A 22,061-nucleotide genomic window follows, 5' to 3' on the forward strand; every position below is an offset into this window, starting at 1 on the left:
TATGCCAACTCGGCCTGCCAGTACCTGTGCATCGGGGAGCCGCCATCTGGGTATCTGCGAAATAAGGTGGCCGCCCTATCGGCGGGACACCGACATACATCGCCCCGATCGTCCCTCCGGTCTTCCCCTTCAGTCCCATTGCGGTAGACTGCGCGCCCTCGGCGGCACCGATAGCATGCCGCTGCCTGAATCAAACGAATGTCGACAGAACAGATGACCGCCCTGCCCCTCCTCCCATCGCTCACCCAGTCCTGCGAGCCATCCCGCCGCTTCTCGGTGGCCCCGATGATGGATTGGACGGATCGTCACTGCCGCTTCTTCCTGCGTCAGTTATCGCGGCACGCGCTGCTCTATACCGAGATGGTCACCACCGGCGCCTTGCTGCACGGCGACCGAGAACGTTTCCTGTGCCATGACGAAGCCGAGCACCCGTTGGCCTTGCAACTGGGCGGCAGCGTGCCGGAGGAACTGGCGGCCTGTGCTCGAATGGCGGAAACGGCCGGCTATGACGAAGTCAACCTGAACGTCGGCTGCCCCAGCGACCGGGTCCAGCACAACATGATCGGTGCCTGTCTGATGGCGCATCCGTCGCTGGTCGCCGATTGCGTGAAAGCCATGCGCGATGCCGTGTCGATCCCGATCACGGTCAAACACCGCATCGGGATCGATGGCCGCGACAGCTACGCCGAGCTGTGCGACTTCGTTGGGCAAGTACGCGAAGCCGGTTGCCGCAGCTTCACCGTCCATGCCCGCATCGCGATTCTTGCCGGCCTGTCGCCAAAGGAGAACCGCGAGATCCCGCCGTTGCGCTATGAGGTCGCGGCGCAGCTCAAGCGGGACTTCCCGGACCTGGAGATCATTCTCAACGGTGGGATCAAGACGCTGGATGAGTGCCAGACGCATCTACAGACCTTCGATGGCGTGATGCTCGGCCGTGAGGCCTATCACAACCCCTACCTGCTCGCCCAAGTGGACAACGCGCTGTTCGGCACCGATACACCCGTGATCGGTCGTGCCGAGGTATTGCGCCGCCTGCTTCCATACATCGAAGCGCACCTCGCCGAAGGCGGCGCCATGCATCACGTCACCCGTCATATCCTCGGTCTGGCCCAAGGCTTTCCCGGCGCACGGCGCTTCCGCCAGTTGCTCTCGGTGGACGTCCACAAGGCGACCGACCCGCTCGCCCTGCTCGACCAGGCCAGCGCACTTCTCGAAGGGCGCTGAAGGCGGCGGAACGACAGCCGCCTCCGACGATCAAAGCTCTGTTTTCACCACGCCCTGCCCGGTCCGGTTCGATAGTGCTGCCCCGTTGAGCCTGCGAAAGCGCTCGGGTAAGGTCATAGCAAATCCACAGGACAGAGCCTCCATGACATCCAAGCTGGAACAACTCAAGCAGTACACCACGGTAGTCGCCGATACCGGCGACCTGGACGCCATCGCCCGTCTCAAACCGGTCGATGCCACCACCAACCCTTCCCTGCTGTTCAAGGCCGCCGCGCTGCCGCGCTACGCCCAGTTACTGAACGATGCCGTGAACGGTTGCGACGGCGACCTGGGCCTGGCCTGCGACCGTTTCGCCGTCTCCGTCGGCCAGGAAATCCTCAGGGAGATTCCGGGGCGTATTTCCACCGAGGTGGATGCGCGCCTGTCCTTCGACACCCAGGCCACGCTGCGCCGCGCGGAACGCCTGATCGGCCTCTACGAGAAGGCAGGGATCGGCCCGGAACGTGTACTGATCAAGATCGCCTCCACGTGGGAAGGCATCCGTGCCGCGGAACAATTGGAAAAGGCCGGCATCCAGACCAACCTCACCCTGCTGTTCTCCTTCGCCCAGGCCGCTGCCTGCGCCGATGCCGGCGTCTTTCTGATTTCCCCATTCGTTGGGCGAATCTACGACTGGTACAAGAAAGTTGAAGGTCGCGATTTCGTCGGTGCCGAAGACCCTGGCGTGCAATCGGTGACCCGCATCTATCACTACTACAAGGCCAACGGCTACGACACCGTGGTGATGGGCGCCAGCTTCCGCAACATCGGCCAGATCGAACAACTGGCCGGCTGCGACCGACTGACCATCAGCCCCGAGCTGCTCCAGCAACTGGCCGACGACCAGGGCTCGCTGACTCGCATGTTGGCCGGCAAAGGCACGGGCGAACCCCGTCAGAACCTGGATGAAAGCAGCTTCCGCTGGGCCTTGAACGAAGACCCGATGGCCACCGAAAAGCTGGCCGAAGGCATCCGCCTGTTCGCCCGCGACCAAGAAAAGCTCGAAACCCTGCTGAAAAGCAAAGCCTGATATGCAAAACGGGCGATACCCGTAGAGGTATCGCCCGTTTTCAGAACGGGAAGGATCAGTGGCGCTCGAGCGCGCTGACTAGATCGTGGAAGGCTTCGCGGTTGGACTCGTTCAAGCCCATGAGAATCCGGTGCGCTTCCAGCACCTTGGCCTTCACCACTTCCTCGGACTGATCTTGCGACGGCAAGTCGGACAGGCATTCCGGACGCGGCAACGGCCGATCGACGATGTTGAACACCTGATCGAAGCCCATCGACTGCAATAGACGAGTGATGTCCGGGTGAGTGGTCACCACGGTAGGCAGCAGACCGACCTTCTGGCGCGACAGGATCGACAGCTTCGCCAGCAAGCCCAGGGTCGTGCTGTCGATGCTGCGCGTCTCGGTGAGATCGATGATGATCGCCGAGAAGTTCAGCGCACTGAAGATTTTCTCGATGGTCGCATCCAGCGCCGAACACAGCGTCAGGCGGATTTCACCGACGAACTTGAGAACGAAGGTGCCTTCCTGCTCGGCAAACTGGATTTTACCAGTACTCATGCAAGGTTCCTGCTCAACACCAGCAAGGCGATATCATCCGGCATCTCGCCCAATTTGGCCAACCCGAACACCTGACGCAGACCATCCAGACTGCCGCCCGCCGTACTCACCAGTTGCGGCAAGACGGCCTCCTTTTCTTTGAGCGTTTCGCCCGGCAAAAGGTCCAGGATGCCATCCGATAGCAAGGTCAGGCTGAAGGACTCAGGCAATTCCAGTTCGTAGTCGGCATAGACCGCCTCTTCGAACAACCCCACCGGCAAGCCGCGACCCTCCAGATAGCGCGCTTCACCCTGACTATAGAGCACTGGCAACGGCAGATGCCCACCGATGCTGTAGGTCAGACGGCCGGTCTGCTCATCGATCACCCCACCGAGCATGGTCACGTGTTTGCCCAGCTTGCAGTTGATCAGGCCGCGGTTGATATGCCCCAACACCTCGGACGGCTTGAACTCCGGCAAGGTGCCATTGCGGCGAGACTCGAACAGTAACCGCGTGGTCATGAACTTCAGCAGGACGGTGACGAAAGCGGACGATGCCCCGTGCCCGGAGACGTCGGCCAGGTAGAACGCGACCCGGCGCTCATCGACACGGAAATAATCGACGAAGTCGCCGGAAAGGTAGAGCGACGGGATGATCTGATGAGCGAACTGCAGGTTGCCATCCACCACCCAGGGCGTGGCCGGCAGCATGTTCATCTGCACCTGGCGCCCAGCGTTCTGGTCTTCCTGCAGCAGGTTGAGGCTGGCCTGCAGTTCCCGGTTGGCTGCTTCCAGCTTTTCCCGGTAGCGGCGATTTTCCAGGCGCAGGCGCGAACGATCGAGAGCCCGGCGTACCGAGTGCTCGAGCACGGCCAGGTCTTCCAGGGGTTTGATCAGGTAATCGGCAGCACCGAGGCGCAACGCTTCCACCGCATCGCTCATCACGCCGGCACCGGAAACGACGATCACCGGGGTGTCGACCTCCTGCTCGCTGATCCTGCGGATCAGTTCGAGGCCGTCTACCTGCGGCATACGCAGGTCGCAGATGACCAGATCGGGCTTCGCGCGTTCGAACACTTCCAGCCCTTGCAGGCCGTTGCTCGCTTGAAGAACGCTGAAACCACTGTCTTCCAGGTAGGCCGCGAGGCTAGCGCGTACAACCTCATCGTCATCGATAATCAGCAGCGTGGCACTGGGATTGTGCATGGGATACCAGGCAAAACGGCGCCAGGAGGTTGGCTTTAGCGCCAGGCCTTGGCCCTGACGCGTACTGGGTTCGCTTCAAGGCGCAGACGGTACTCTCATCCGATCGTCGATTCAAGCCATCGTCCGGTCGTCGCCGGCCGCCTTTACACTCGAAATCGGCGAGGGTTATAAGAACTTCGGTGGAACTTCCGAAAACAAGAGGACAAGGTCCAATGAGTCTGAGCGATCGAGCCTACAGCGAGAAGCGCGACTACATCCGGATGCGCCTGGAAGCGCCGGTGATCCTGCAGTACGCCGGACGGGAGCTACCCGCCCTGTGCATCGACCTGTCGAGCACCGGCATGCAGCTGGAAGCCGAGTGTTCCCTGAACGTCGGCGATAAGGTCAAGGTCCGGATATCGTCGGATCACAGCCAACTCAAGGGTCTGGAAGCCGAAGCCGAAGTGGTGCGCGTCAGCGACCTCGAGGGTGGACGACAATCCGTGGGCCTGTCGATCCTGGCGATGCGCTGAACCAGCCCCAAATGACGAAGGCGGCCAAATGGTCGCCTTCGTGCTATCCGCCGGATCAGAAGTCGTCTTCGACTTCGCCGTCCTTCACGCGGAATTCGCGATTCTGCAGGTACGCGTTGCGGATGAAGATGTACTTGTCGCCGCTGATCATCTTTTCCGCCGACAACAGGCTTGCCCGGGTATCGATCACATCGACCGCACGGGTGACATTGCGGGTCGGGACATGATCGATGTAAGGGTATGGCTCCAGGAAACTGTCCGGGATTCGCCCACCGGCATCGCGCACGGAGCTCGGCCCCAACAGCGGCAGCACCAGGTACGGGCCGCTGCCCAGCCCCCAGGCGCCGAGCGTCTGGCCGAAGTCTTCGTCGTTGCGCTGCAACCCCATATGAGTCGCCACGTCGAAGAAACCGAGCACGCCGAAGGTGGTGTTGAAGATCAATCGTCCGGTATCGACGCCCGCGTCGTGGAACTTGGCCTGGAGCAGATCGTTCGCCAGGTTGCCGACATCGCCCAGGTTACCGAAGACGTTATGGACACCGTCCTCGAGAAATTGCGGGGTGACCTTCTGATAGCCCTGAGCCAGCGGCTTCAAGGCGTAGGTATCGAGGGTATCGTTGAAGCGGAAGACAGCGCGATTGAAGCCCTCCCAGGGGTCTTCCTCGGCGGCCTGTACCGCGACCGGCAATAGCACCAGGCTGGCACAGGCCAGCAGCCGGCCCAGACGACCGACCCAGTTCGCACCGGACTCACGCATTTGCAGTCTCTCCTTGAGATGAGTAGTGTGACGGCCCACGGCCATCACAGGCCGCGCAGTATAAGGCTTCGGCCGCTGGGTTGGGCAGTGGGACGGTTCCGGACATGCAGAAAAAACGATTGCTCCATATTGCGCATATCCCGGTACGCTGGGGCGACATGGACTCCTATGGCCATGTCAACAACACCCTTTATATGCAGTACCTGGAAGAGGCGCGGGTCGCCTGGTTCGAGCAGCTTGGCATCGCCATGAACAACGTCCCGCAGGGGCCCGTGGTTCTCCAGACCCTCCATACCTACCTCAAGCCGGTGGTACATCCCGCCACGGTGGTGGTCGAACTCTTCGCCGGCGCGCTCGGACGCACCAGCATGGTGGTGGAACACCGGCTTTCCACACTGGAAGACCCCGACCATTGCTACGGCGAAGGCCACTGCAAGCTGGTCTGGATCGACCACGGCAACGACCGACCGGTCCCTGTACCGGACGATCTTCGGGCGGTGTTCGAAGAGGCCTACATCGAATAGCGCGGGACAGGCCCTCACCATCCGTCACAAATCCTTCATCCAGACGTCACTTGCACCGGCTAGGTTGGATTGAACCTTTTACCGGAGCAAAGAGGATGCCCGCCACCACCATCGAGCCCCCCGCCTTCTCCGCCGTGCTCTTCGGCCTGTCCGGCTGCCTGGTGGATTTTGGCGCTCGCACCCTGCCCGTTGCCCTGCAATACGCCTTTCCTCGTCACCAAGTTCTCGACAGCGCCGAGCGCCACCCCGAAACAGCCCTGCGTGCCTGGCTCGAACGCGTTCCAGACGAGGCGGATCGACATACTCTCACCCGGGCGTTGACACAAGCGGCCGTCGAACACGCCGAACTCACCCCTGGATGCCGGGAGCTGCTGGCCGATCTCTTCCGCCGGGACGTGCGCTGTACCTGGCTGGACGAACTGCCAAGCGATACCAACCAGGCGTTGGCCAGCGTGCTGCCGGACGGACTGGTCGGCGTCGCCGCTTCGCCCTCTCGCCCCTGGCCGGCGCCGGACGCCTGCTGGCAGGCGTTGATGGCGGTCGAGGCCGATGATCCGCGCCATTGCGTCTTGGTCAGCGGCGATCCACGCCTGCTCCGCTCTGGCCTGAACGCCGGCGTTTGGACCGTGGGCCTGGCCGCCTGCGGCCCCCTTTGTGGCCTGGCTCCCGCCGATTGGCAGGCACTCGCCCCGCTGGAACGCGATCGTCTTCGCGCCCAGGCCACGCTTGAGCTGTATCGCCTGGGTGCCCACTCGGTGATCGATCACCTGGGCGATCTCGCCACCTGCCTGGAAGACTTGGCGGTCCGCCGGCAGAAAGGGGAAAAGCCCTAAGTTCGTTGACTCGAATCAGGCAGGCACCGCCTCACTGGATTACCCTTGAAGCATGAGCAGGGACCTTTGGCCGCCCGCCAGGGTCCATGTCGGTGACTGACTTGAAGAGAGGGAGAAGTACATGGCCACACGCGACCTGCAGCAACAACTGGAGGACCTGCGCGATCAACTGGCTCGGGGCACGCCCCTGAGCGACGAGGAGCGCGCCTCGTTGCTGGCCTTGATGCGGGATATCGAAGTGGAGCTGGAACGGCAGACCTCCGACGAACCGGACCCGACCCTGGTGGACGGAGTCAACCTGGCCGTCGAACGCTTCGAGGTCAGCCATCCCACGCTGGCCGGCACCCTGCGCAATATCCTGCAGAGCCTGGCCAACATGGGCATCTAGAACACAGTCGGGCTACTGCCGCACCAGCCGGCGATTGTCCGGCTGTACGGCATCCGTGCTGCGGTACGGATTGATGTCCAGGCCGCCACGGCGCACATAGCGCGCATAGACCGTCAGCCGTTCCGGCCGTAGCAGACGCAGCAGATCCAGGTAGACCCGCTCGACGCACTGCTCATGGAAATCCGCATGCTGGCGGAAGCTCACCAGGTAGGCCAGCAGGCTGGCCGGGTCCAGGGCCGGGCCACGGTAATCCACCACCACACTGCCCCAGTCGGGCTGCCCGGTGACCGGGCAGTTGGACTTCAGCAGATGGCTGTACAGGCACTCCTCGACCTGCCGCTCCGGATCGCATCGCAGCAGGTCCGGCTGTGGGTGGTCGTAGCGGGAGATCGTCACGTCCAGATCGTCGATGCAGCGCCCCGGCAGCAGTGCCACACCCTCCGCTGCAACCTCGTCCAAATTGCGCACCCGCACCGCCACCGACTTGCCGGCTGCCGAGGACAGGTCCCTTTCCAGCGTTGCCTGCAACTCGACGCGGTCGGCAAAGACCGTCTGGTTCAGCGAGTTGAGATACAACTTGAACGACTTGGACTCGATGATATTCGGCGAGTCGGCCGGGATGGCGAATTCGCCGATGGCCACGCAGGGCTTGCCGGAGGGCGCCAGCCAGGACAGCTCATAGCAGGTCCAGATATCCACGCCTTGGTAAGGAAGCGCCTGTGCACTCAGCCCCAGCTCGGCCCACTTGGGCGCACGAGGAATGGGGAACAGCAGCTCGGGGGTATAGACGGCAATGTATTCGCTGGACTTGCCCAGGGGCGAATGCTCGGCGGAGGGATGCATGACAACAGGACCTGACTGATGGAACGCGGCAAGTGTATACAGTTTCCCCGGCTGTTTCAGCCGCAGGCATTTCCCGCCTGACGAGAAGATTACATCTTCGTCAGTTTGGTCTTTTCTAAAGGATGACAGGTTATAAAAAGCCCGCCGCGCATCACGACGGGCAAGGCAGCGGCAGGGTCCTCCGCTGCGGAGCAATCGTCAGCAGTGCCGTCCGCCCGACGTCTCGCTGCCCTGATGAGCGACCTGAGGCGTCTTGGTTTGCTGCTCGATGCGGGCGATCACACGGTCACCGCCACCTTCGGCAGAGGCCGGCATGGTTTGAAACAGGGCCAGCAACAGGATGGAAAGGGAAAAGATTCGCATGGTCATGGTTCTCCGGATGAGTTCGGGCGCTCTGGTGCCCTTGGCAAGAGTTTGCGGACGCACCGCTGTCGGCTGGCTGACGTCTCTCTTACGTTTTTGTCAGCCCGAACGAGGACTTCGCCGGTGAAGCTATTGATCGTCGAAGACGAACCCAACATCGGCCGCTATCTGCGCCAGGGTCTCGGCGAAGCCGGCTATGCAGTCGACTGGGTGAACGACGGCCTGGAAGGCGAACAGTTGGCCCTGTCCGGCGATTACGATCTGCTGTTGCTGGATGTGATGCTGCCTGGCCGCGATGGCTGGCAGATCGTCCGCAAGCTGCGCGAGAAGGACCGCTCCACACCGGTGCTCTTTCTCACCGCCCGCGATAGCGTCGAGGACCGCGTACATGGCCTGGAAAGCGGCGCCGACGATTACCTGGTCAAACCGTTCGCCTTCGCCGAGCTGTTGGCCCGGGTGCGCAGCCTGCTGCGGCGCGGCACCGTTAGCCCGCAAGAAACCCGCCTGGCCATCGCCGACCTGGAACTCGACCTGCTGCGCCGCCGTGTCCAGCGTGACGGCCAGCGGATCGACCTCACCGCCAAAGAGTTCTCCCTGCTCGAACTGCTGATGCGCCGCCAGGGCGAAGTGCTGCCGAAATCCCTGATCGCTTCCCAGGTGTGGGACATGAATTTCGACAGCGACACCAATGTCATCGAAGTCGCCATCCGCCGCCTGCGCGCCAAAGTCGACGACAACTATCCGCGCAAGCTCATCCATACCGTTCGCGGCATGGGCTACGTGCTGGAGGACCAGGACGCATGATCGCCCGCCTTTCTCTCGCATCGCGCCTGGCGCTGTTGTTCGCGGCCTGTACCGCCAGCGTCTCGCTGCTTGCCGGCGTGCTGTTCAGCCGTGCCAGCGAGGCGCACTTCGTCGATCTGGACCGGCAACTCATGGACGCCCGTCTGGAACACTTCCGCACGCTGCTGCAGGGCGTCGATACGCAGGCGGCGCTGGAAACCAGGCGCGAGGAGCTGGAACTGGAGCTGATCCACCAACCCGACCTCGGGCTGCGCCTGCACGGCCCGGACGGCAAACTGTGGTTCGCCTACCCCGCCCGCCTGTCCCGCGAGGACCTGATGCTGCCTGCGCCCGGGCGATTCCACGACTGGCAGCTCGAAGACAGCCTCTACCGGGTACTGCACGCCCCGCTGCTTCCGCGTTTCACCCTCGGCCCCAAGCTGACGCTGTTGCTGGATATCACTCATCACCAGCACTTCCTCGAGGGGGTACAGCGGGCGATCTGGGCGACCATGGCCCTCGCCGCCCTGGCCACCGCGCTGCTGGGAGGCTGGGCTGCGCGCCGGGGGCTGCGGCCGCTGCGTGAGATGTCGGAAATCGCTGCCGGCGTGTCGGCGCAGTCGTTGACGGTGCGCCTGGACGAGCAATCGGTTCCAGTCGAGTTGCGCGGACTGGTACAAGCGCTGAACGCCATGCTGGCGCGCCTCGAAGAAGCCTTCAAACGGCTCTCGGCGTTTTCCGCGGACATCGCCCACGAACTGCGGACGCCGCTCACCGCTCTGCTGACCCGGACCCAGGTGGTGCTGTCGCAGCCACGCAGCCAGGACGAGTACCGGGAGGCCCTGCACGACAATCTGGATGCGCTCGAACAACTGACCCAGATGGTCAACGACATGCTTCTGCTGGCCAAGGCCGAGCATGGGTTGCTCGCCCCCCATCGCGAACCGCTGTCGCTGAGCGAGGAAATCGGCGGTCTGCTGGAATTCTACGAACCGGTGGCCGAGGAAGCGGAGGTCCGCTTTGCCCTGGAGGGAGACGGCACGCTCTACGCCGACCGCAGCCTGCTACGCCGCATGCTCGGCAATCTGCTGGAAAACGCCTTGCGCCATACCCCACCGGGCGGCCAGATCCTCATCCAGATACTGGCCCACGCTGGCGGCCTGCAACTGGTGGTGGAAAACCCCGGCACGGAAATCCCCGGCGAGCTGCTGCCGCGTCTGTTCGACCGCTTCGCCCGCGGTGCCCCGACCGGCGCAACGAACGGCAGCGAGCATGCCGGCCTTGGGTTGGCCATCACCCGCTCGCTGATGGAGGCCCACGGTGGGCGTATCCAGTGCGAATCGAGCGATGGCCTGACCCGATTCATCCTCGAATTCCCCGCCTGACTCAAGCCAGCGACGGCTCCGGGATTTCCTGACGCAACGGCCGCCAACGGCGTAACAACAAATAGAGCGTCGGGATCACGAACAGGGTGAAGAAGGTTCCCACCAGCAACCCACCGACGATCACCATGCCGATCTGCTGGCGGCTTTCCGCACCGGCCCCGGAGGCGATGGCCAACGGCAACGAACCGAGCACCATGGCGCCGGTAGTCATCAGGATCGGCCGCAAGCGCTGCACCGAGGCGTCCAGCACCGCGCTGCGCAGCTCATGCCCTTCGCGCAGCAGATGGTTGGCGAACTCGACGATCAGGATGCCGTGCTTGGTAATCAGGCCGATCAGCGTCACCAGCCCCACCTGGGAGTAGATGTTCAGGGTGCCGCCGAACAGCTTGAGCGCCAACAGCGCACCCGCCATGGACAAGGGCACGCTGAACAGGATGATCAGCGGATCGAAGAAGCTCTCGAACTGCGCCGCCAGCACCAGGTAAATGAAGGCCAGGGCGAGTACGAAGATCAGTGCGATACCCGAGCTGGATTCCTTGAAGTCCCGCGAGGTACCGGTGTAATCGAACTGGGTGTCCTCCGGGAAGATCTGCCGGGCCTCGGCTTCCAGGTGCTCCAGCGCCTCGCCGAGGGTGTAGCCGGCGCCGACGTTGGCGGTGATGGTCACCGCCCGCAACTGGTTGAAGTGGTTGAGCTCGCGGGGCGCGACGGTTTCCTTCACATCGATCAGGTTCGATAGCTGCACCATGGAACCGTCGCCGGCGCGCACGTAGACCCGGTCGAGGTCCGCCGGGTTGCTGCGGTCGACGTCCGCCAGTTGCACCAGCACGTCGTACTGCTCGCCGTTCTGCTTGAAGCGAGTCACTTGGCGGCTGCCGAACAGGCTTTCCAGGCTGCGGCCAATGGTGGCGACATCGGTGCCCACCGCCACGGCCTGCTCGCGGTTCACCTGGACCTTCAATTGCGGGGTGTTCAGCTTGAGGTCGCTGTCCACGCTTTCCAGGCCGGGATAGTTGCGTATCTTCGCCAGCAACTGATCCACGTAGGTCTCCAGTTCGGCGTATTCCAGCGAGGAGCGGATGACGAAGTTCACCGGCTGGTTGCGCGCGCTCTGCCCGAGCGGCGGGCGGTTCACCGGGAAGGCGCGCACGCCGGTGATGTCCTGCAGCTTGGGCAGCAGTTCCTGGCGAATCTCGAACTGGCTGCGCTCGCGCTTATCCCAATCCTCCAGCTTCATGAAGGAAATGCCCTGGGTCACCGTGGGGAAACCGGCGACCACCAGGTAGCGGTTGGTCTCGGGAACGCTCGCGTAGGCCTGCTCCAGTTGCCGCGCATAGCGGCTGGTGTAGCCGATGGTGGCGCCGTCCGGGCCGTTGATCACACCGATGATGGTGCCGGTGTCCTCGGTCGGCGCCAGCTCCGAACGCAGCCCGAGAAACAGCCAGACGCAGACCAGCAGCACCGCCAGCAGCACCGCCACGACCATCACCCAGGCGCTCAGCACCCACTGCAGCAGGTGCTTGTAGCGATAGGTCACGCCATTGAGGAAGCCTTCGATCAGGTTGTACACCCGGCTATGCCGTTCATTGGCCCGTTGCGGTTTGAGCAGGTGGCCACACATCATCGGCGACAGGGTCAGTGCGACGAAGCCGGACACCAGCACCGCACCGGCGAGAGTCCAGGCGAACTCGGTGAACAACTTGCCGGTGGTGCCCTGCATGAAGCCGATAGGCGCATAGACGGCCGCCAGGGTCAGGGTCATGGCGATCACCGCGAAGGCGATCTCGCGACTACCCTTGAGCGCCGCCTGCAATGGCTGCGTGCCCTCCTCGATGTGCCGGTGGATGTTCTCCAGCATGACGATGGCATCGTCCACCACCAGACCGATGGCCAGGACCATGGCCAGCAAGGTCAGGGTGTTGATGGTGAAGCCCATCAGCGACATCAGGGCGAAGGCACCGATCAGCGAGACCGGGATGGTCACCAGCGGGATCAGCGTGGCGCGCAACGAGCGGAGGAACAGGAAGATGATCAGGATGACCAGTGCCACCGCTTCCCAGATGGTGGCGTAGACGTTGTTGATCGACTCGCGGATGAACAGCGAATTGTCGTTGGCCACGGCCATTTCCATGCCGTCGGGCAACAGGTCGCGGATCGCCGGCATCGCCTCGGCAAGGCCGTCGGATATCTCCAGCGGGTTGGCCGTCGCCTGCTTGACCATGCCGATCACCACGGCCGGCCGGCCCTTGTAGCGCACCACGCTGCGCACATCCGCCGGGCCGATCTCCGCCCGTCCCACATCCGAGAGGCGCAGCAGGTAGCCGCGCGAGTCGTCGAGAATCAGGTCGTTGAATTCGTCCGGTGTCCTCAGGTCAGTCTCCGACAGCACGGTGAACTCGCGTTGCTGCGACTCGATGCGGCCGGCCGGGATTTCCACGTTCTGCCGGCGCAGCGCATCTTCCACGTCCTGTACGGTGAGCCCGTGGGCGGCCAGCTTCTCCGGGTCTAGCCAGATGCGCATGGCGAAGGTTCGCGCGCCGCGAATCTGTACCTCGGAGACACCAGGGATGGTCTGCAGGCGATCCTGGATCACCCGCTCCAGCACATCGGTGATTTCCATCGCCGAATAGCGCTCGCTGAAGAACGCCATCCAGATGACCGGCTGGGCGTCGGCCTCGACCTTCTGCACGATGGGTTCGTCGATTTCCTCGGGCAACAGGCCGCGCACGCGTCCGAGACGGTCGCGCACATCGTTGGCGGCTTCGTCGGAATTGCTGCCGAGGCGGAATTGCGCGGTGATCTGGGTGTTTTCCGAACGACTGATGGAGCTGACGAAATCCAGTCCCTCGATGCCCGACAGCACGTCCTCGATCGGCTGCGCCACCTGCGACTCCATGATCTCCGGGCTGGCGCCGGGATAGGTGACGTTGACCGTGACGATTGGCACGTCGATATTCGGATACTCGCGCACCGACAGCCGCTGGTAGGCCATCAGCCCGAGCAGGACGATGATCAGCGACAGGACGGTGGCGAATACCGGGCGGCGGATGCAGACGTCGGAGAGCGTCATGCGCCCTCCCCGGCCGGTTTGCTGCGGACCGCCATGCCCGGCTTGACCTTCTGCCAGCCGGCGCTGATCAGGGTTTCGTCGCCGCTTAATCCTGCGTTCACCTCGACCCGTCCGCGGTCGCGGCGGCCGACCTGGATTTCGCGCAGCTCCACCTTGCCGTCGACCACCAGGTTGACCAGCAGCTTGCTCCCCAGCGGCATCACCGCTTCCTCGGGAATCACCAGTGCCTGCGGACGTTCGGCAAGAATCACCGAAACCTTCACGAACTGCCCCGGCTTGAGGCGGTGGTCGCCATTGCCGACCTGGGCACGCACCGCCTGGCTACGGCCCACTTCGTCCAGGCGAGGGTTGAGGGCGACGATCTCGCCACGGAACACCTCGCCCGGATAGGCATCGAGGCTGAGCTCGACCACCTGGCCGAGTTCGATCTGCCCCACCGCCTTCTGCGGCACACGGAAATCCACCTTGAGCGGGTCGAGCACTTCCAGGTTGACGATATCCTGGCCCGCCTCGACATAGTCGCCGACGCTGATCTGGCGCAGACCGAGCACGCCATCGTAGGGCGCGCGAATCTGTGTTTTCTCCAGTCGTGCCTGGGACAACGCCAGGCTGGCGCGCGCCGCCTGCTGCTGGGACTGTGCCTCGTCCAGCGCCTGGGCGTTGCTGGCGCCGCGTTTGAAGAGCATCTGGGCGCGCTGGTAGTTCTTTTCCGCGAGATCGAGATTGGCCCGGGCCTGGGCCAGTTCAGCACGGGCAATGGCATCGTCCAGGCTAACCAGCAGATCGCCGCCACTCACCGCCTGCCCTTCGCGAAAATGCAGCCGGCTCACCCGGCCTTCGATTTCCGGCCGGATCGTCACCGACTCGTCGGATCGCAGCGAGCCGAAGGTAATCAGCTCATCGCGCACCAGCGTCCGCTGTGGCTGTACCACTTCGACCAGGGGCCCTTGCGGCTCCTGTCCAAGAGCGAAACCCGACCACAGCAAGGCCGCGGCCACAACCAGGGAATACGCACGGGTGGACATAGACAACCTCTTCTTCTTGAAGAGGCTGAGTCTACCGGCGAAGCCCGCTCAACTCAGCCGTTGAAGATGTATCGCGATATTTTTCTGCCAGCACTGCGAACCAGACCGGCGAACCGCCTCACTGGCGCATGCCACGCCCGCTGACCAACAGACGGATGCAATAGACATACAGCACCGCCGTGGCCGCCAGCATGAAGGCGATGGCGGTGCCGATGTTGATGTCCGACACCCCGAGAATGCCGTAGCGGAACGCATTGACCATGTGCAGGATCGGGTTGGCCATCGACAGCGCCTGCCAGAAGCCCGGCAGCAGGTGGATCGAATAGAACACCCCGCCCAGGTAAGTCAACGGCGTCAGCACGAAGGTAGGAATGATCGAAATGTCATCGAAGTTGCGCGCATAGACGGCATTGATGAAGCCGCCGAGGGAAAAGATCGTCGCCGCCAGGGCGATCACCAGCACCGTCACCCCCAGGTGGTGCACAGACAGGTCGGTGAAAAACAGCGACAGCATCGTCACGATGGCCGCCACCGCAAGACCGCGCAGGATGCCGCCGACCACGTAGCCGATGAGGATGATGTGGGCCGAAACCGGCGAGACCAGCAGCTCTTCGATGGAGCGCTGGAACTTGCTGCCGAAGAAACTGGACACCACGTTGCCGTAGGCGTTGGTGATCACCGACATCATGATCAGGCCCGGCACGATGAATTCCATGTAGGTAAAGCCGTCCATCTCGCCGATGCGCGAACCGATCAACCGGCCGAAGATGACGAAGTACAGCACCATGGTGATCGCCGGCGGCAGCAGGGTCTGCGGCCAGATGCGCAGGAAGCGGCGCACCTCGCGCACGACGATGGTCTGCAGGGCAATCAGGTTCGGGCGCAGTTCACTGCTCATTTCGCCACCTTCGCCAGGTTCTGTTCCACCAGGGAGACGAACAGCTCCTCGAGGCGGTTGGTCTTGTTGCGCAGGCTGAAGACCTCGATGTGCTGCGCCGCCAATTGGCGGAACAGCTCGGTGATGCCGAGGTGCTTCTCCACCTGCACTTCCAGGGTATGGGAATCCAGCAGGCGAGCCGGGTAGCCCTCCAGTTGCGGCTCGATCAACAGCGACTCCTTGAGGTCGAGCACGAAGGTTTCCACGTGCAGCTTCTTCAACAGCTCGCGCATGCTGGTGTTCTCGACGATGCGCCCGTGGTCGATGATGCCGATGTTGCGGCAGAGCTGCTCGGCCTCTTCCAGATAGTGCGTGGTGAGGATGATGGTGATGCCTTTCTGGTTCAGCTCGGTGAGGAAACTCCACATCGAGCGACGCAGCTCGATGTCCACCCCGGCGGTCGGCTCGTCGAGGATCAGCAGGCGCGGCCGATGGACCAGCGCCCGGGCGATCATCAGGCGCCGCTTCATGCCGCCGGACAGCTCGCGGGACGCGGAATTGCGCTTGTCCCACAGGCCGAGCTGGTTCAGATACTCCTCGGCGCGCTCCTTCGCCAGCTTGCTCGGAATCCCGTAATAGCCGGCCTGGGTCACGACAATGTCGAAAACCTTCTCGAACTGGTTGAAGTTGAATTCCTGGGGCACCACGCCGAGGCAACGCTTCAGCGCATAGGGCTCCTTGTCCAGGTCGTGACCGAACACGTTCACCGTGCCGCTGGTCTTGTTCACCAGGGTGGAGAGGATGCCGATAGTGGTGGACTTGCCGGCACCGTTGGGGCCGAGCAAGGCGAAGAAATCGCCTTCGGCCACGTCCAGATCGATGCCCTTGAGGGCCTGGAATCCGTTGCCGTAGGTCTTGGTCAACTGCCGGATGGACAGGGCGGAACTCATGTCGGATGCACGTGCAGAGAAAGGAAGAAGCTAGATAAGGGCTGGAACGGCCAATTGCAACCGTTTGACCTCATTCACAGTTATAAGGCGACTCAGGTCAACTCGGTCATCACCCCATCCCGATAGGCCCGCCGTTGCTTCAAGCGCTCGTACCAGGCTTCCAGCGCCGGCCGCGGCTGCCGCTCGATGGGCATTTCGAACCAGCCGTAGATAAAGCTGCCCAGCGGGATATCGCCCATGCCCAGGCGCTCGCCGGACAGGAACGGCTGTGTCTCCAGAGCCCGCGCGGGGATGGCCAGCAGCTCGTTGCAGCGGGCGACGGCCGCCTGGATGGCGGGCAGGTCGCGCTCCGCCTCGGATGTACGCACCAGCCCCCAGAACACGGTCCGGAAGGGATCGACAAAGGACGTGCTCATCCAGTCCATCCAGCGGTCGGCACTGGCCCGCTGCGTCAACAAGTCCGGCAGCAACGAGCCTTCGCCATGGCGAGCACAGAGGTAGCGGACGATGGCATTGGATTCCCAGAGCAGGAAATCGCCGTCCTCGATCAAAGGCACCAGACCGTTCGGATTCTTCGCCCGGAACGCCGGGTCGTTCACCACACCGAACGCGCCACCGGCATCGATCCGCTCGTACGGCAGGCCGAGTTCCTCGGCACACCAGAGCACCTTGCGCACGTTGTTGGAATTCTTCCGCCCCCAGATCTTCAGCATTTCCGCTCTCCACCATCGTGTCGCCGAGCAGTCTAGCCGCTCTCGCTGCCGCTGGCTTCCCGATGCATGTCACCCAACAGGGGTGGCGCATCGGCGGCGAACAAGTGCGGGTAGCATCGCTCCAGATGGCCGAAGAACAGCGATTCCGGCAGATCGTCGAACTGGCCATGGTCGACCAGATACTCCATGTAACGCTGCCCCTGGCGGTTGAATGGATGAAAAACGCTGTCCTGCCGGCCGTCGAACTCCAACGGCTCCACGTCAAACAGACGGCACAGGGCCAGGTTGAACGCAGGTGTCGCCTTGACCCATCGTCCATCCAGATACAGCTCGGTGTAGCCATGCATGGCGAACACCTCGCTCCGCAGCAATTCCAGCAGGCGCGGCGTGGACAGATGGTTGCGTACGTCGGCCAGGCCGATCCGTGCCGGGATGCCGCAATGCCGGGCGCAAGCGGCCAGCAGAATCGCCTTCGGCACGCAATAGCTTTCGCCGGAGACCAGGGCATGGCTGGCCTTCAAGGTATCCGGATCGCGGCTGAACGAGTAAGGGTTGTAGCGGATGCCGTCGCGCACCGCGTAATAGAGAGCGATTGCCTGCTCCAGCGGGTCTCGGCTCGTCCCGCAGGCACGTTCGGCGAACTCCACTACCAGGGGGTGGTCACTATCCACGAAGCGGCCGGGTCGAAGGAATGGCTGCATGGCGGTTCTCCCATATGGCTGCCGCCAGTCTATCCGGGCGATCGCCGCCCGCGTCACGACGATTCGGCCAGCCTCTCCGCCCATGCCGCCAGATCGGCCGACTAAGCTGAAGGCACACCGCCGCCGATGGCTGCCGCACCTGGAGAAAATGGATGTCGCTCGTCTGGATATTGATTCTGCTACTGGGCATCGCCTGCCTCGCTCACTGGCGTCTGGCGCCCCTGCCGTCCCTGGCGCTGGTCGCGCTCTACCTCGTCGTCATGGGAAGCGCCGACGAGGTTCCCGGCTGGCTGATGCTGATCCTCTGGCTGCTCTGGCTGGCGGTCGCCCTGCCGCTGCTGATCCCGGAACTCCGTCGCACGTTGATCACCGGGCCGATGTTCGACTGGTTCCGCAAGATTCTGCCGCCTATCTCGGACACCGAGCGCGAGGCCATCGATGCCGGCACCGTCTGGTGGGACGGCGAGCTGTTCAGCGGTCGCCCCGATTGGGACAAGCTCCTCGCCTATCCACCGGCCAGGCTCACCGAAGAAGAGCGCGCCTTCCTCGACGGACCGACCGAACGACTTTGTGCCATGGTCGACGATTGGCAGGTCGGCCAGCGCATGGACCTGCCGGAAGAGGTCTGGGCCTATATCAAGGAGCAAGGCTTCTTCGCCCTGATCATCCCGAAGGAATACGGCGGCAAGGGTTTCTCCGCCTATGCCCACTCGCAAATCGTGATGAAGCTGGCGACCCGCAGCGGCGACCTGGCATCCACCGTGATGGTGCCCAACTCCCTCGGCCCGGCCGAGCTGCTGCTGCATTACGGCACCGAGGACCAGCGCAACCGCTACCTGCCGCGACTGGCCAGCGGCGAGGAAATCCCCTGTTTCGCCCTGACCGGCCCCTACGCCGGCTCCGATGCCGGAGCCATGCACGACACCGGCATCATCTGCCGCGGCCAGTGGCAGGGCGAAGAGGTGCTCGGCCTGCGTCTCAACTGGGAAAAGCGCTATATCACCCTCGGCCCGGTGGCCACTCTCCTCGGCCTGGCCTTCAAGACCTACGACCCCGACCACCTGCTCGGCGAGCGTGAAGAACTGGGCATCTCGCTGGCGCTGATCCCCACCGACCTGCCCGGCGTCGAGATCGGCCGGCGTCACATTCCCCTCGGCGCCGCCTTCATGAACGGCCCCAATTCCGGCAAGGATGTGTTCGTGCCGTTGGGCTTCATCATCGGCGGCCAGGACATGATCGGCAAAGGCTGGATGATGCTGATGAATTGCCTCTCGGTCGGCCGCTCCATCTCGCTGCCGGCGGTCGGTACCAGCGCGGCCAAGGCCACCGGCTACGCCAGTGGGCGCTATGCGCAGGTCCGCGAACAGTTCAACGTGCCGCTGGCCGCCTTCGAAGGCATCCAGGAAGCCCTGGCGCGTATCGCCGGTAACGCCTGGCTGATGGATAGCGCCCGGGTACTCACCGCCAACGCCGTCGACCTGGGGGAAAAACCCTCGGTCCTGTCCGCCGTGCTCAAGTACCACCTCACCGAGCGAGGTCGCGAATGCATCGCTCACGCCATGGATATCCACGGCGGCAAAGGCATCATCATGGGACCGAAGAACTACCTCGCGCGCTCCTGGCAGGCGGCGCCGATCTTCATCACCGTGGAGGGGGCGAATATCCTTTCGCGTAACCTGATGATCTTCGGCCAGGGTGCCATCCGCTGCCATCCCTACGTGCTCAAGGAAATGGAACTGGCCAGCGCGCAGAACCAGGACGCCGCACGCCTGGCGTTCGATGGGCTGCTCCTGCGGCACATCGGATTCGCCGTGGGCAACGCCGCGAGCACCCTGGTGCTGAGCCTGACGTTCGGCCTACTGGGCCAGGCGCCGGGCCGAGGGCTTCTGCCCGGCTACTTCCGCAAGCTGAACCGTCTCGCGGCCGCCTTCGCCCTGCTCGCGGACCTCAGCATGATGCTGCTCGGCGGCGACCTGAAACGCCGCGAACGACTGTCGGCGCGCCTCGGCGACGTGCTCAGCTACCTCTACCTCGGCTCGGCGGCGCTCAAGCGCTATCACGACCTCGGCTATCCGGAATCCCAGGAAGCGCTACTGCGCTGGTCGCTGGAGGAGTCCCTGGCGGAAGCGGAGAAAGCGCTGGAGGGCATTCTCGGTAACTTCCCGAACCGCGTGCTCGGCTGCGCCCTGCGCGTGCTGGTGTTCCCCTTCGGTCGTCGACACAAGGGGCCTTCGGATGCGCTGGACGAGCAGGTCGCGGAGGTCCTCGGTCGCCCCGATGGCGATCCGGCCCTGGAGCAACTCGTCGAGGGCTGCTACCGCCCGCAGGACCCGCAGGATGCGGTAGGCGCCCTGCGACATGCCTATAACCTGCTGCAGGCCAGCCGCGACACCGCCAGAAAGCTCCAGCATGCGCTCAAGGATGGCCGCGTGGTTCCGAAAGCCGGGGAAAACCCCATCGATGCCGCCCTCGCCACCGGTGCTCTGGAGCCAGGCGAAGCGCAACGTCTGCATGAAGCGGAACAGGCGCGACGGGCGGTGATCGATGTCGACGATTATGCCAAGGAGGACTTGCAACTGGAGGCCGGCAAGGTTCGCTGAACCGCCGGCAAGACGACAACCGTGCGCGGGCCAGCCTATAATCCCGCGCCCTTACAGCTACAGGTATCCCATGGCCAATCCGCATCTCGATCATCATCTGGCCCTGCTCGCCCACCTGCGCGGCATCCTGCTCGCCATGGGCGAAGCCGAACAGATCTCCGACGAAAGCCACGCGCTGTTCCTCGAACGCTTCGACGAACTGCTCATGAGCCTGCCGAATATCCCTGAGGACCGGCACCTCGGCCAGGACCTGATCTGCCAGGTCTTCCACCGCTACCCGCAGATCGCCCACCTGGTGCCGCGCGACCTGCTGTGGTTCTTCGGTGGCGATTGCCTGCACTTCATGCCTGACGATGAAATCGCCCTGTTCCAGGAGCTCGACGAGCGCCGCTACGAAGCCGAGCAGAATGGCCTGCCCTTCGACTGGAACCAGGAAAAGCAGCTTCTCGCACTGCCGCAGGAAAGCAGCAAGCACTGACCGGAAGGCCCGCCCGGCTATGCCGGCGGGCCTCCATCAGAAGTATTTCAGCCAGGCGATATCACGCCTGCGCGCCTTCACCGCGGCAAACCAGCGCACGGCGGGATACAGTACTACCGCCAGCACAACCGCACACAGCCAGACCGCCCCCACCGAATCGAACCCGAAATAATCGCCCTGGTTCAGGCTCCAGACCTGTACAGCCGACAGGTACAGCACCTTCAGCACGTACAGGTGCAACAGATAGAAAAACATCGGGGCACCGCCGAAGACCACCAGCGGCACCAGCCAACGACTCCCCTCCCGCCGCTCGAACCAGCGCAGCAGTGACAGGCCGACACCCAGCGTCAGGGCCAGGAACAACAGCGACGGCGGATACTTGGTGACGTTGAAGAAACTCATCAGCGTGACAACGGCCGTCTCGCCTTCGACCCAGGGCTTTTCCCCATAACCATTGGCCAGACGAACCAGCACGAACCCCACTAGCGCAGCGACACCCCAGGCCAGCAGCCGCCTCTGCCGCACCGCTGGCGCCACGTCACCGGCGAACCAGGGGCCCACCGCGTACCCGAGCGCGATTACCCCGATCCACGGCAGCAAAGGGTAGGACGTGCGCAACCGCAACGCTTCCGAGAACACCAGCCAACCACGGTCGTGCAGGATCGCCCAAGGCACATGAAGCAAGGAGCCCGTCTCGAAATGCAGCGGGTCCAACAGGTTATGCCCGGCGACGATCACCATTCCCAGGACGATCAACGCCACCCGCGGCAGCCAGACCAGCGCGGACAGCGCCAGCATGCTGAGCCCTATCGCCCAGATGACCTGCAGATAAATGACGTGAGGTGGAAATTGGAACGTCCAGGCGAAGTTGACGAGCGTCACCTCCAGTACGACCAGGAACAGCCCCCGCTTGAACAGGAATGCCGAAACGCCAGCGCGGCCGCTGTGCTTCTCACCATAGAGAAACGCGGACAACCCGGTGAGGAAAACAAATACCGGAGCACACAGATGCGCCAACGTCCGACTGACGAACAGATCCGGGCTGGTATTGCCGACATCCATTGGGTCCAGCACCTGTCGATGCAGGAAAAAGGTCTCGCGCACATGGTCGAGCAGCATAAAGAGAATCACCAAACCACGGAGTGCGTCGATGGAGCGCAGGCGAGTGGTGACGGTAGGAATAACAGTAACGGGCGTGTTCATTCGACGGTCGCAAGATAGGGCCCAGGGAGCCCGACTTATCA

At 63.4% G+C, this 22,061-nt stretch carries 22 protein-coding genes; 10 read left to right on the forward strand and 12 right to left on the reverse strand.

Annotation, left to right across the window (positions count from 1 at the left end; translation table 11 throughout):
- Nucleotides 1-213 precede the first annotated feature (213 nt).
- The gene (dusA, locus tag PIN01S_RS18535; protein ID WP_084337682.1) at nt 214-1,224 is read left to right on the forward strand and encodes a tRNA dihydrouridine(20/20a) synthase DusA; all 1,011 of its coding nucleotides are present in this window, start codon (nt 214-216) and stop codon (nt 1,222-1,224) included.
- 142 nt (nt 1,225-1,366) lie between these two features.
- Nucleotides 1,367-2,293, forward strand: a complete 927-nt coding sequence (gene tal / locus PIN01S_RS18540) for a transaldolase (protein WP_084337684.1) — start codon at nt 1,367-1,369, stop codon at nt 2,291-2,293.
- A gap of 55 nt (nt 2,294-2,348) precedes the next feature.
- Here the strand turns inward: tal and rssC are convergent, their stop codons facing one another.
- Nucleotides 2,349-2,831: an anti-sigma factor antagonist RssC gene (rssC, locus tag PIN01S_RS18545; RefSeq protein WP_084337686.1), complete on the reverse strand. Its 483-nt coding sequence runs from the start codon at nt 2,829-2,831 to the stop codon at nt 2,349-2,351.
- Nucleotides 2,828-4,015 (reverse strand): two-component system response regulator RssB, encoded by a 1,188-nt coding sequence (gene rssB, locus PIN01S_RS18550; protein WP_084337688.1) that lies wholly within the window; start codon nt 4,013-4,015, stop codon nt 2,828-2,830. The genes rssC and rssB overlap by 4 nt, the downstream gene beginning before the upstream one ends.
- A gap of 212 nt (nt 4,016-4,227) precedes the next feature.
- On the opposite strand from rssB, the gene PIN01S_RS18555 reads away from it, so the two are divergent.
- Entirely contained in the window at nt 4,228-4,527 is a 300-nt protein-coding gene (locus tag PIN01S_RS18555; RefSeq protein WP_084337690.1) for a PilZ domain-containing protein, read from the forward strand.
- Nucleotides 4,528-4,582: 55 nt separating this feature from the next.
- Here PIN01S_RS18555 and PIN01S_RS18560 read toward each other — a convergent pair whose 3' ends face one another.
- On the reverse strand, nt 4,583-5,284 hold the full coding sequence (locus PIN01S_RS18560; RefSeq protein ID WP_084337692.1) for an MlaA family lipoprotein: 702 nt from the start codon (nt 5,282-5,284) through the stop codon (nt 4,583-4,585).
- A 104-nt stretch (nt 5,285-5,388) separates the two neighbouring features.
- Between PIN01S_RS18560 and PIN01S_RS18565 the strand changes: the two genes are divergently transcribed.
- From PIN01S_RS18565 to PIN01S_RS18575, 3 genes are all read left to right on the forward strand, one after another.
- Nucleotides 5,389-5,808, forward strand: a complete 420-nt coding sequence (locus tag PIN01S_RS18565; protein WP_084337694.1) for an acyl-CoA thioesterase — start codon at nt 5,389-5,391, stop codon at nt 5,806-5,808.
- 95 nt (nt 5,809-5,903) lie between these two features.
- Nucleotides 5,904-6,641: an HAD superfamily inactivated hydrolase PcrP gene (gene pcrP, locus PIN01S_RS18570; RefSeq protein WP_084337696.1), complete on the forward strand. Its 738-nt coding sequence runs from the start codon at nt 5,904-5,906 to the stop codon at nt 6,639-6,641.
- Nucleotides 6,642-6,762: 121 nt separating this feature from the next.
- Complete coding sequence (locus tag PIN01S_RS18575; RefSeq protein ID WP_084337698.1) at nt 6,763-7,029, forward strand: DUF4404 family protein; 267 nt, start codon at nt 6,763-6,765, stop codon at nt 7,027-7,029.
- Between the two features lie 12 nt (nt 7,030-7,041).
- On the opposite strand, the gene queF is transcribed toward PIN01S_RS18575, so the two are convergent.
- Together queF and PIN01S_RS26790 are read right to left on the reverse strand one after the other, a co-directional pair.
- Nucleotides 7,042-7,872 carry an NADPH-dependent 7-cyano-7-deazaguanine reductase QueF gene (gene queF, locus PIN01S_RS18580; RefSeq protein WP_084337700.1) on the reverse strand — a complete coding sequence of 277 codons (831 nt, stop codon included), beginning with the start codon at nt 7,870-7,872 and terminating at the stop codon, nt 7,042-7,044.
- 198 nt (nt 7,873-8,070) lie between these two features.
- Nucleotides 8,071-8,241 carry a co-regulatory protein PtrA N-terminal domain-containing protein gene (locus PIN01S_RS26790; RefSeq protein WP_169715849.1) on the reverse strand — a complete coding sequence of 57 codons (171 nt, stop codon included), beginning with the start codon at nt 8,239-8,241 and terminating at the stop codon, nt 8,071-8,073.
- A 117-nt stretch (nt 8,242-8,358) separates the two neighbouring features.
- Here PIN01S_RS26790 and PIN01S_RS18585 point away from each other — a divergent pair, with 117 nt between their 5' ends.
- Both PIN01S_RS18585 and PIN01S_RS18590 read left to right on the forward strand, forming a co-directional pair.
- Nucleotides 8,359-9,039 carry a heavy metal response regulator transcription factor gene (locus PIN01S_RS18585; RefSeq protein ID WP_084337702.1) on the forward strand — a complete coding sequence of 227 codons (681 nt, stop codon included), beginning with the start codon at nt 8,359-8,361 and terminating at the stop codon, nt 9,037-9,039.
- Nucleotides 9,036-10,403, forward strand: a complete 1,368-nt coding sequence (locus PIN01S_RS18590) for a heavy metal sensor histidine kinase (protein WP_084337704.1) — start codon at nt 9,036-9,038, stop codon at nt 10,401-10,403. Before PIN01S_RS18585 ends, PIN01S_RS18590 begins: the two co-directional genes overlap by 4 nt.
- 1 nt (nt 10,404) lies before the next feature.
- On the opposite strand, the gene PIN01S_RS18595 is transcribed toward PIN01S_RS18590, so the two are convergent.
- The 6 genes from PIN01S_RS18595 to PIN01S_RS18620 form a co-directional block, all read right to left on the reverse strand.
- Complete coding sequence (locus PIN01S_RS18595; protein WP_084337706.1) at nt 10,405-13,473, reverse strand: efflux RND transporter permease subunit; 3,069 nt, start codon at nt 13,471-13,473, stop codon at nt 10,405-10,407.
- Nucleotides 13,470-14,498, reverse strand: a complete 1,029-nt coding sequence (locus tag PIN01S_RS18600) for an efflux RND transporter periplasmic adaptor subunit (RefSeq protein ID WP_084337708.1) — start codon at nt 14,496-14,498, stop codon at nt 13,470-13,472. Before PIN01S_RS18600 ends, PIN01S_RS18595 begins: the two co-directional genes overlap by 4 nt.
- Before the next feature lie 118 nt (nt 14,499-14,616).
- Nucleotides 14,617-15,396 (reverse strand): ABC transporter permease, encoded by a 780-nt coding sequence (locus PIN01S_RS18605; RefSeq protein WP_084337710.1) that lies wholly within the window; start codon nt 15,394-15,396, stop codon nt 14,617-14,619.
- On the reverse strand, nt 15,393-16,325 hold the full coding sequence (locus PIN01S_RS18610) for an ABC transporter ATP-binding protein (RefSeq protein WP_084337712.1): 933 nt from the start codon (nt 16,323-16,325) through the stop codon (nt 15,393-15,395). Before PIN01S_RS18610 ends, PIN01S_RS18605 begins: the two co-directional genes overlap by 4 nt.
- 92 nt (nt 16,326-16,417) lie before the next feature.
- Nucleotides 16,418-17,038: a glutathione S-transferase family protein gene (locus PIN01S_RS18615; protein WP_084337714.1), complete on the reverse strand. Its 621-nt coding sequence runs from the start codon at nt 17,036-17,038 to the stop codon at nt 16,418-16,420.
- 32 nt (nt 17,039-17,070) lie between these two features.
- Complete coding sequence (locus tag PIN01S_RS18620) at nt 17,071-17,739, reverse strand: transglutaminase-like domain-containing protein (RefSeq protein ID WP_084337716.1); 669 nt, start codon at nt 17,737-17,739, stop codon at nt 17,071-17,073.
- 152 nt (nt 17,740-17,891) lie between these two features.
- Between PIN01S_RS18620 and PIN01S_RS18625 the strand changes: the two genes are divergently transcribed.
- Entirely contained in the window at nt 17,892-20,339 is a 2,448-nt protein-coding gene (locus tag PIN01S_RS18625; RefSeq protein ID WP_084337718.1) for an acyl-CoA dehydrogenase, read from the forward strand.
- A 70-nt stretch (nt 20,340-20,409) separates the two neighbouring features.
- Nucleotides 20,410-20,817: a PA2817 family protein gene (locus PIN01S_RS18630; RefSeq protein ID WP_084337720.1), complete on the forward strand. Its 408-nt coding sequence runs from the start codon at nt 20,410-20,412 to the stop codon at nt 20,815-20,817.
- Between the two features lie 36 nt (nt 20,818-20,853).
- On the opposite strand, the gene PIN01S_RS18635 is transcribed toward PIN01S_RS18630, so the two are convergent.
- Nucleotides 20,854-22,020, reverse strand: a complete 1,167-nt coding sequence (locus PIN01S_RS18635; protein ID WP_084337722.1) for an acetyltransferase domain-containing protein — start codon at nt 22,018-22,020, stop codon at nt 20,854-20,856.
- Nucleotides 22,021-22,061: the final 41 nt, after the last annotated feature.

Source organism: Pseudomonas indica NBRC 103045 (assembly GCF_002091635.1).
Classification (GTDB): Bacteria; Pseudomonadota; Gammaproteobacteria; order Pseudomonadales; family Pseudomonadaceae; genus Pseudomonas_M; species Pseudomonas_M indica.

Coding starts and splice junctions, on each gene's coding strand:
- PIN01S_RS18590 (WP_084337704.1), top strand. CDS start 9,036: ATGATCGCCCGCCTTTCTCTCGCATCGCGCCTGGCGCTGTTGTTCGCG.
- PIN01S_RS18565 (WP_084337694.1), top strand. CDS start 5,389: ATGCAGAAAAAACGATTGCTCCATATTGCGCATATCCCGGTACGCTGG.
- PIN01S_RS26790 (WP_169715849.1), bottom strand. CDS start 8,241: ATGACCATGCGAATCTTTTCCCTTTCCATCCTGTTGCTGGCCCTGTTT.
- PIN01S_RS18605 (WP_084337710.1), bottom strand. CDS start 15,396: ATGAGCAGTGAACTGCGCCCGAACCTGATTGCCCTGCAGACCATCGTC.
- tal (WP_084337684.1), top strand. CDS start 1,367: ATGACATCCAAGCTGGAACAACTCAAGCAGTACACCACGGTAGTCGCC.
- PIN01S_RS18620 (WP_084337716.1), bottom strand. CDS start 17,739: ATGCAGCCATTCCTTCGACCCGGCCGCTTCGTGGATAGTGACCACCCC.
- pcrP (WP_084337696.1), top strand. CDS start 5,904: ATGCCCGCCACCACCATCGAGCCCCCCGCCTTCTCCGCCGTGCTCTTC.
- PIN01S_RS18555 (WP_084337690.1), top strand. CDS start 4,228: ATGAGTCTGAGCGATCGAGCCTACAGCGAGAAGCGCGACTACATCCGG.
- queF (WP_084337700.1), bottom strand. CDS start 7,872: ATGCATCCCTCCGCCGAGCATTCGCCCCTGGGCAAGTCCAGCGAATAC.
- PIN01S_RS18625 (WP_084337718.1), top strand. CDS start 17,892: ATGTCGCTCGTCTGGATATTGATTCTGCTACTGGGCATCGCCTGCCTC.
- dusA (WP_084337682.1), top strand. CDS start 214: ATGACCGCCCTGCCCCTCCTCCCATCGCTCACCCAGTCCTGCGAGCCA.
- PIN01S_RS18615 (WP_084337714.1), bottom strand. CDS start 17,038: ATGCTGAAGATCTGGGGGCGGAAGAATTCCAACAACGTGCGCAAGGTG.
- PIN01S_RS18560 (WP_084337692.1), bottom strand. CDS start 5,284: ATGCGTGAGTCCGGTGCGAACTGGGTCGGTCGTCTGGGCCGGCTGCTG.
- PIN01S_RS18610 (WP_084337712.1), bottom strand. CDS start 16,325: ATGAGTTCCGCCCTGTCCATCCGGCAGTTGACCAAGACCTACGGCAAC.
- rssB (WP_084337688.1), bottom strand. CDS start 4,015: ATGCACAATCCCAGTGCCACGCTGCTGATTATCGATGACGATGAGGTT.
- PIN01S_RS18600 (WP_084337708.1), bottom strand. CDS start 14,498: ATGTCCACCCGTGCGTATTCCCTGGTTGTGGCCGCGGCCTTGCTGTGG.
- PIN01S_RS18630 (WP_084337720.1), top strand. CDS start 20,410: ATGGCCAATCCGCATCTCGATCATCATCTGGCCCTGCTCGCCCACCTG.
- PIN01S_RS18575 (WP_084337698.1), top strand. CDS start 6,763: ATGGCCACACGCGACCTGCAGCAACAACTGGAGGACCTGCGCGATCAA.
- PIN01S_RS18595 (WP_084337706.1), bottom strand. CDS start 13,473: ATGACGCTCTCCGACGTCTGCATCCGCCGCCCGGTATTCGCCACCGTC.
- rssC (WP_084337686.1), bottom strand. CDS start 2,831: ATGAGTACTGGTAAAATCCAGTTTGCCGAGCAGGAAGGCACCTTCGTT.
- PIN01S_RS18635 (WP_084337722.1), bottom strand. CDS start 22,020: ATGAACACGCCCGTTACTGTTATTCCTACCGTCACCACTCGCCTGCGC.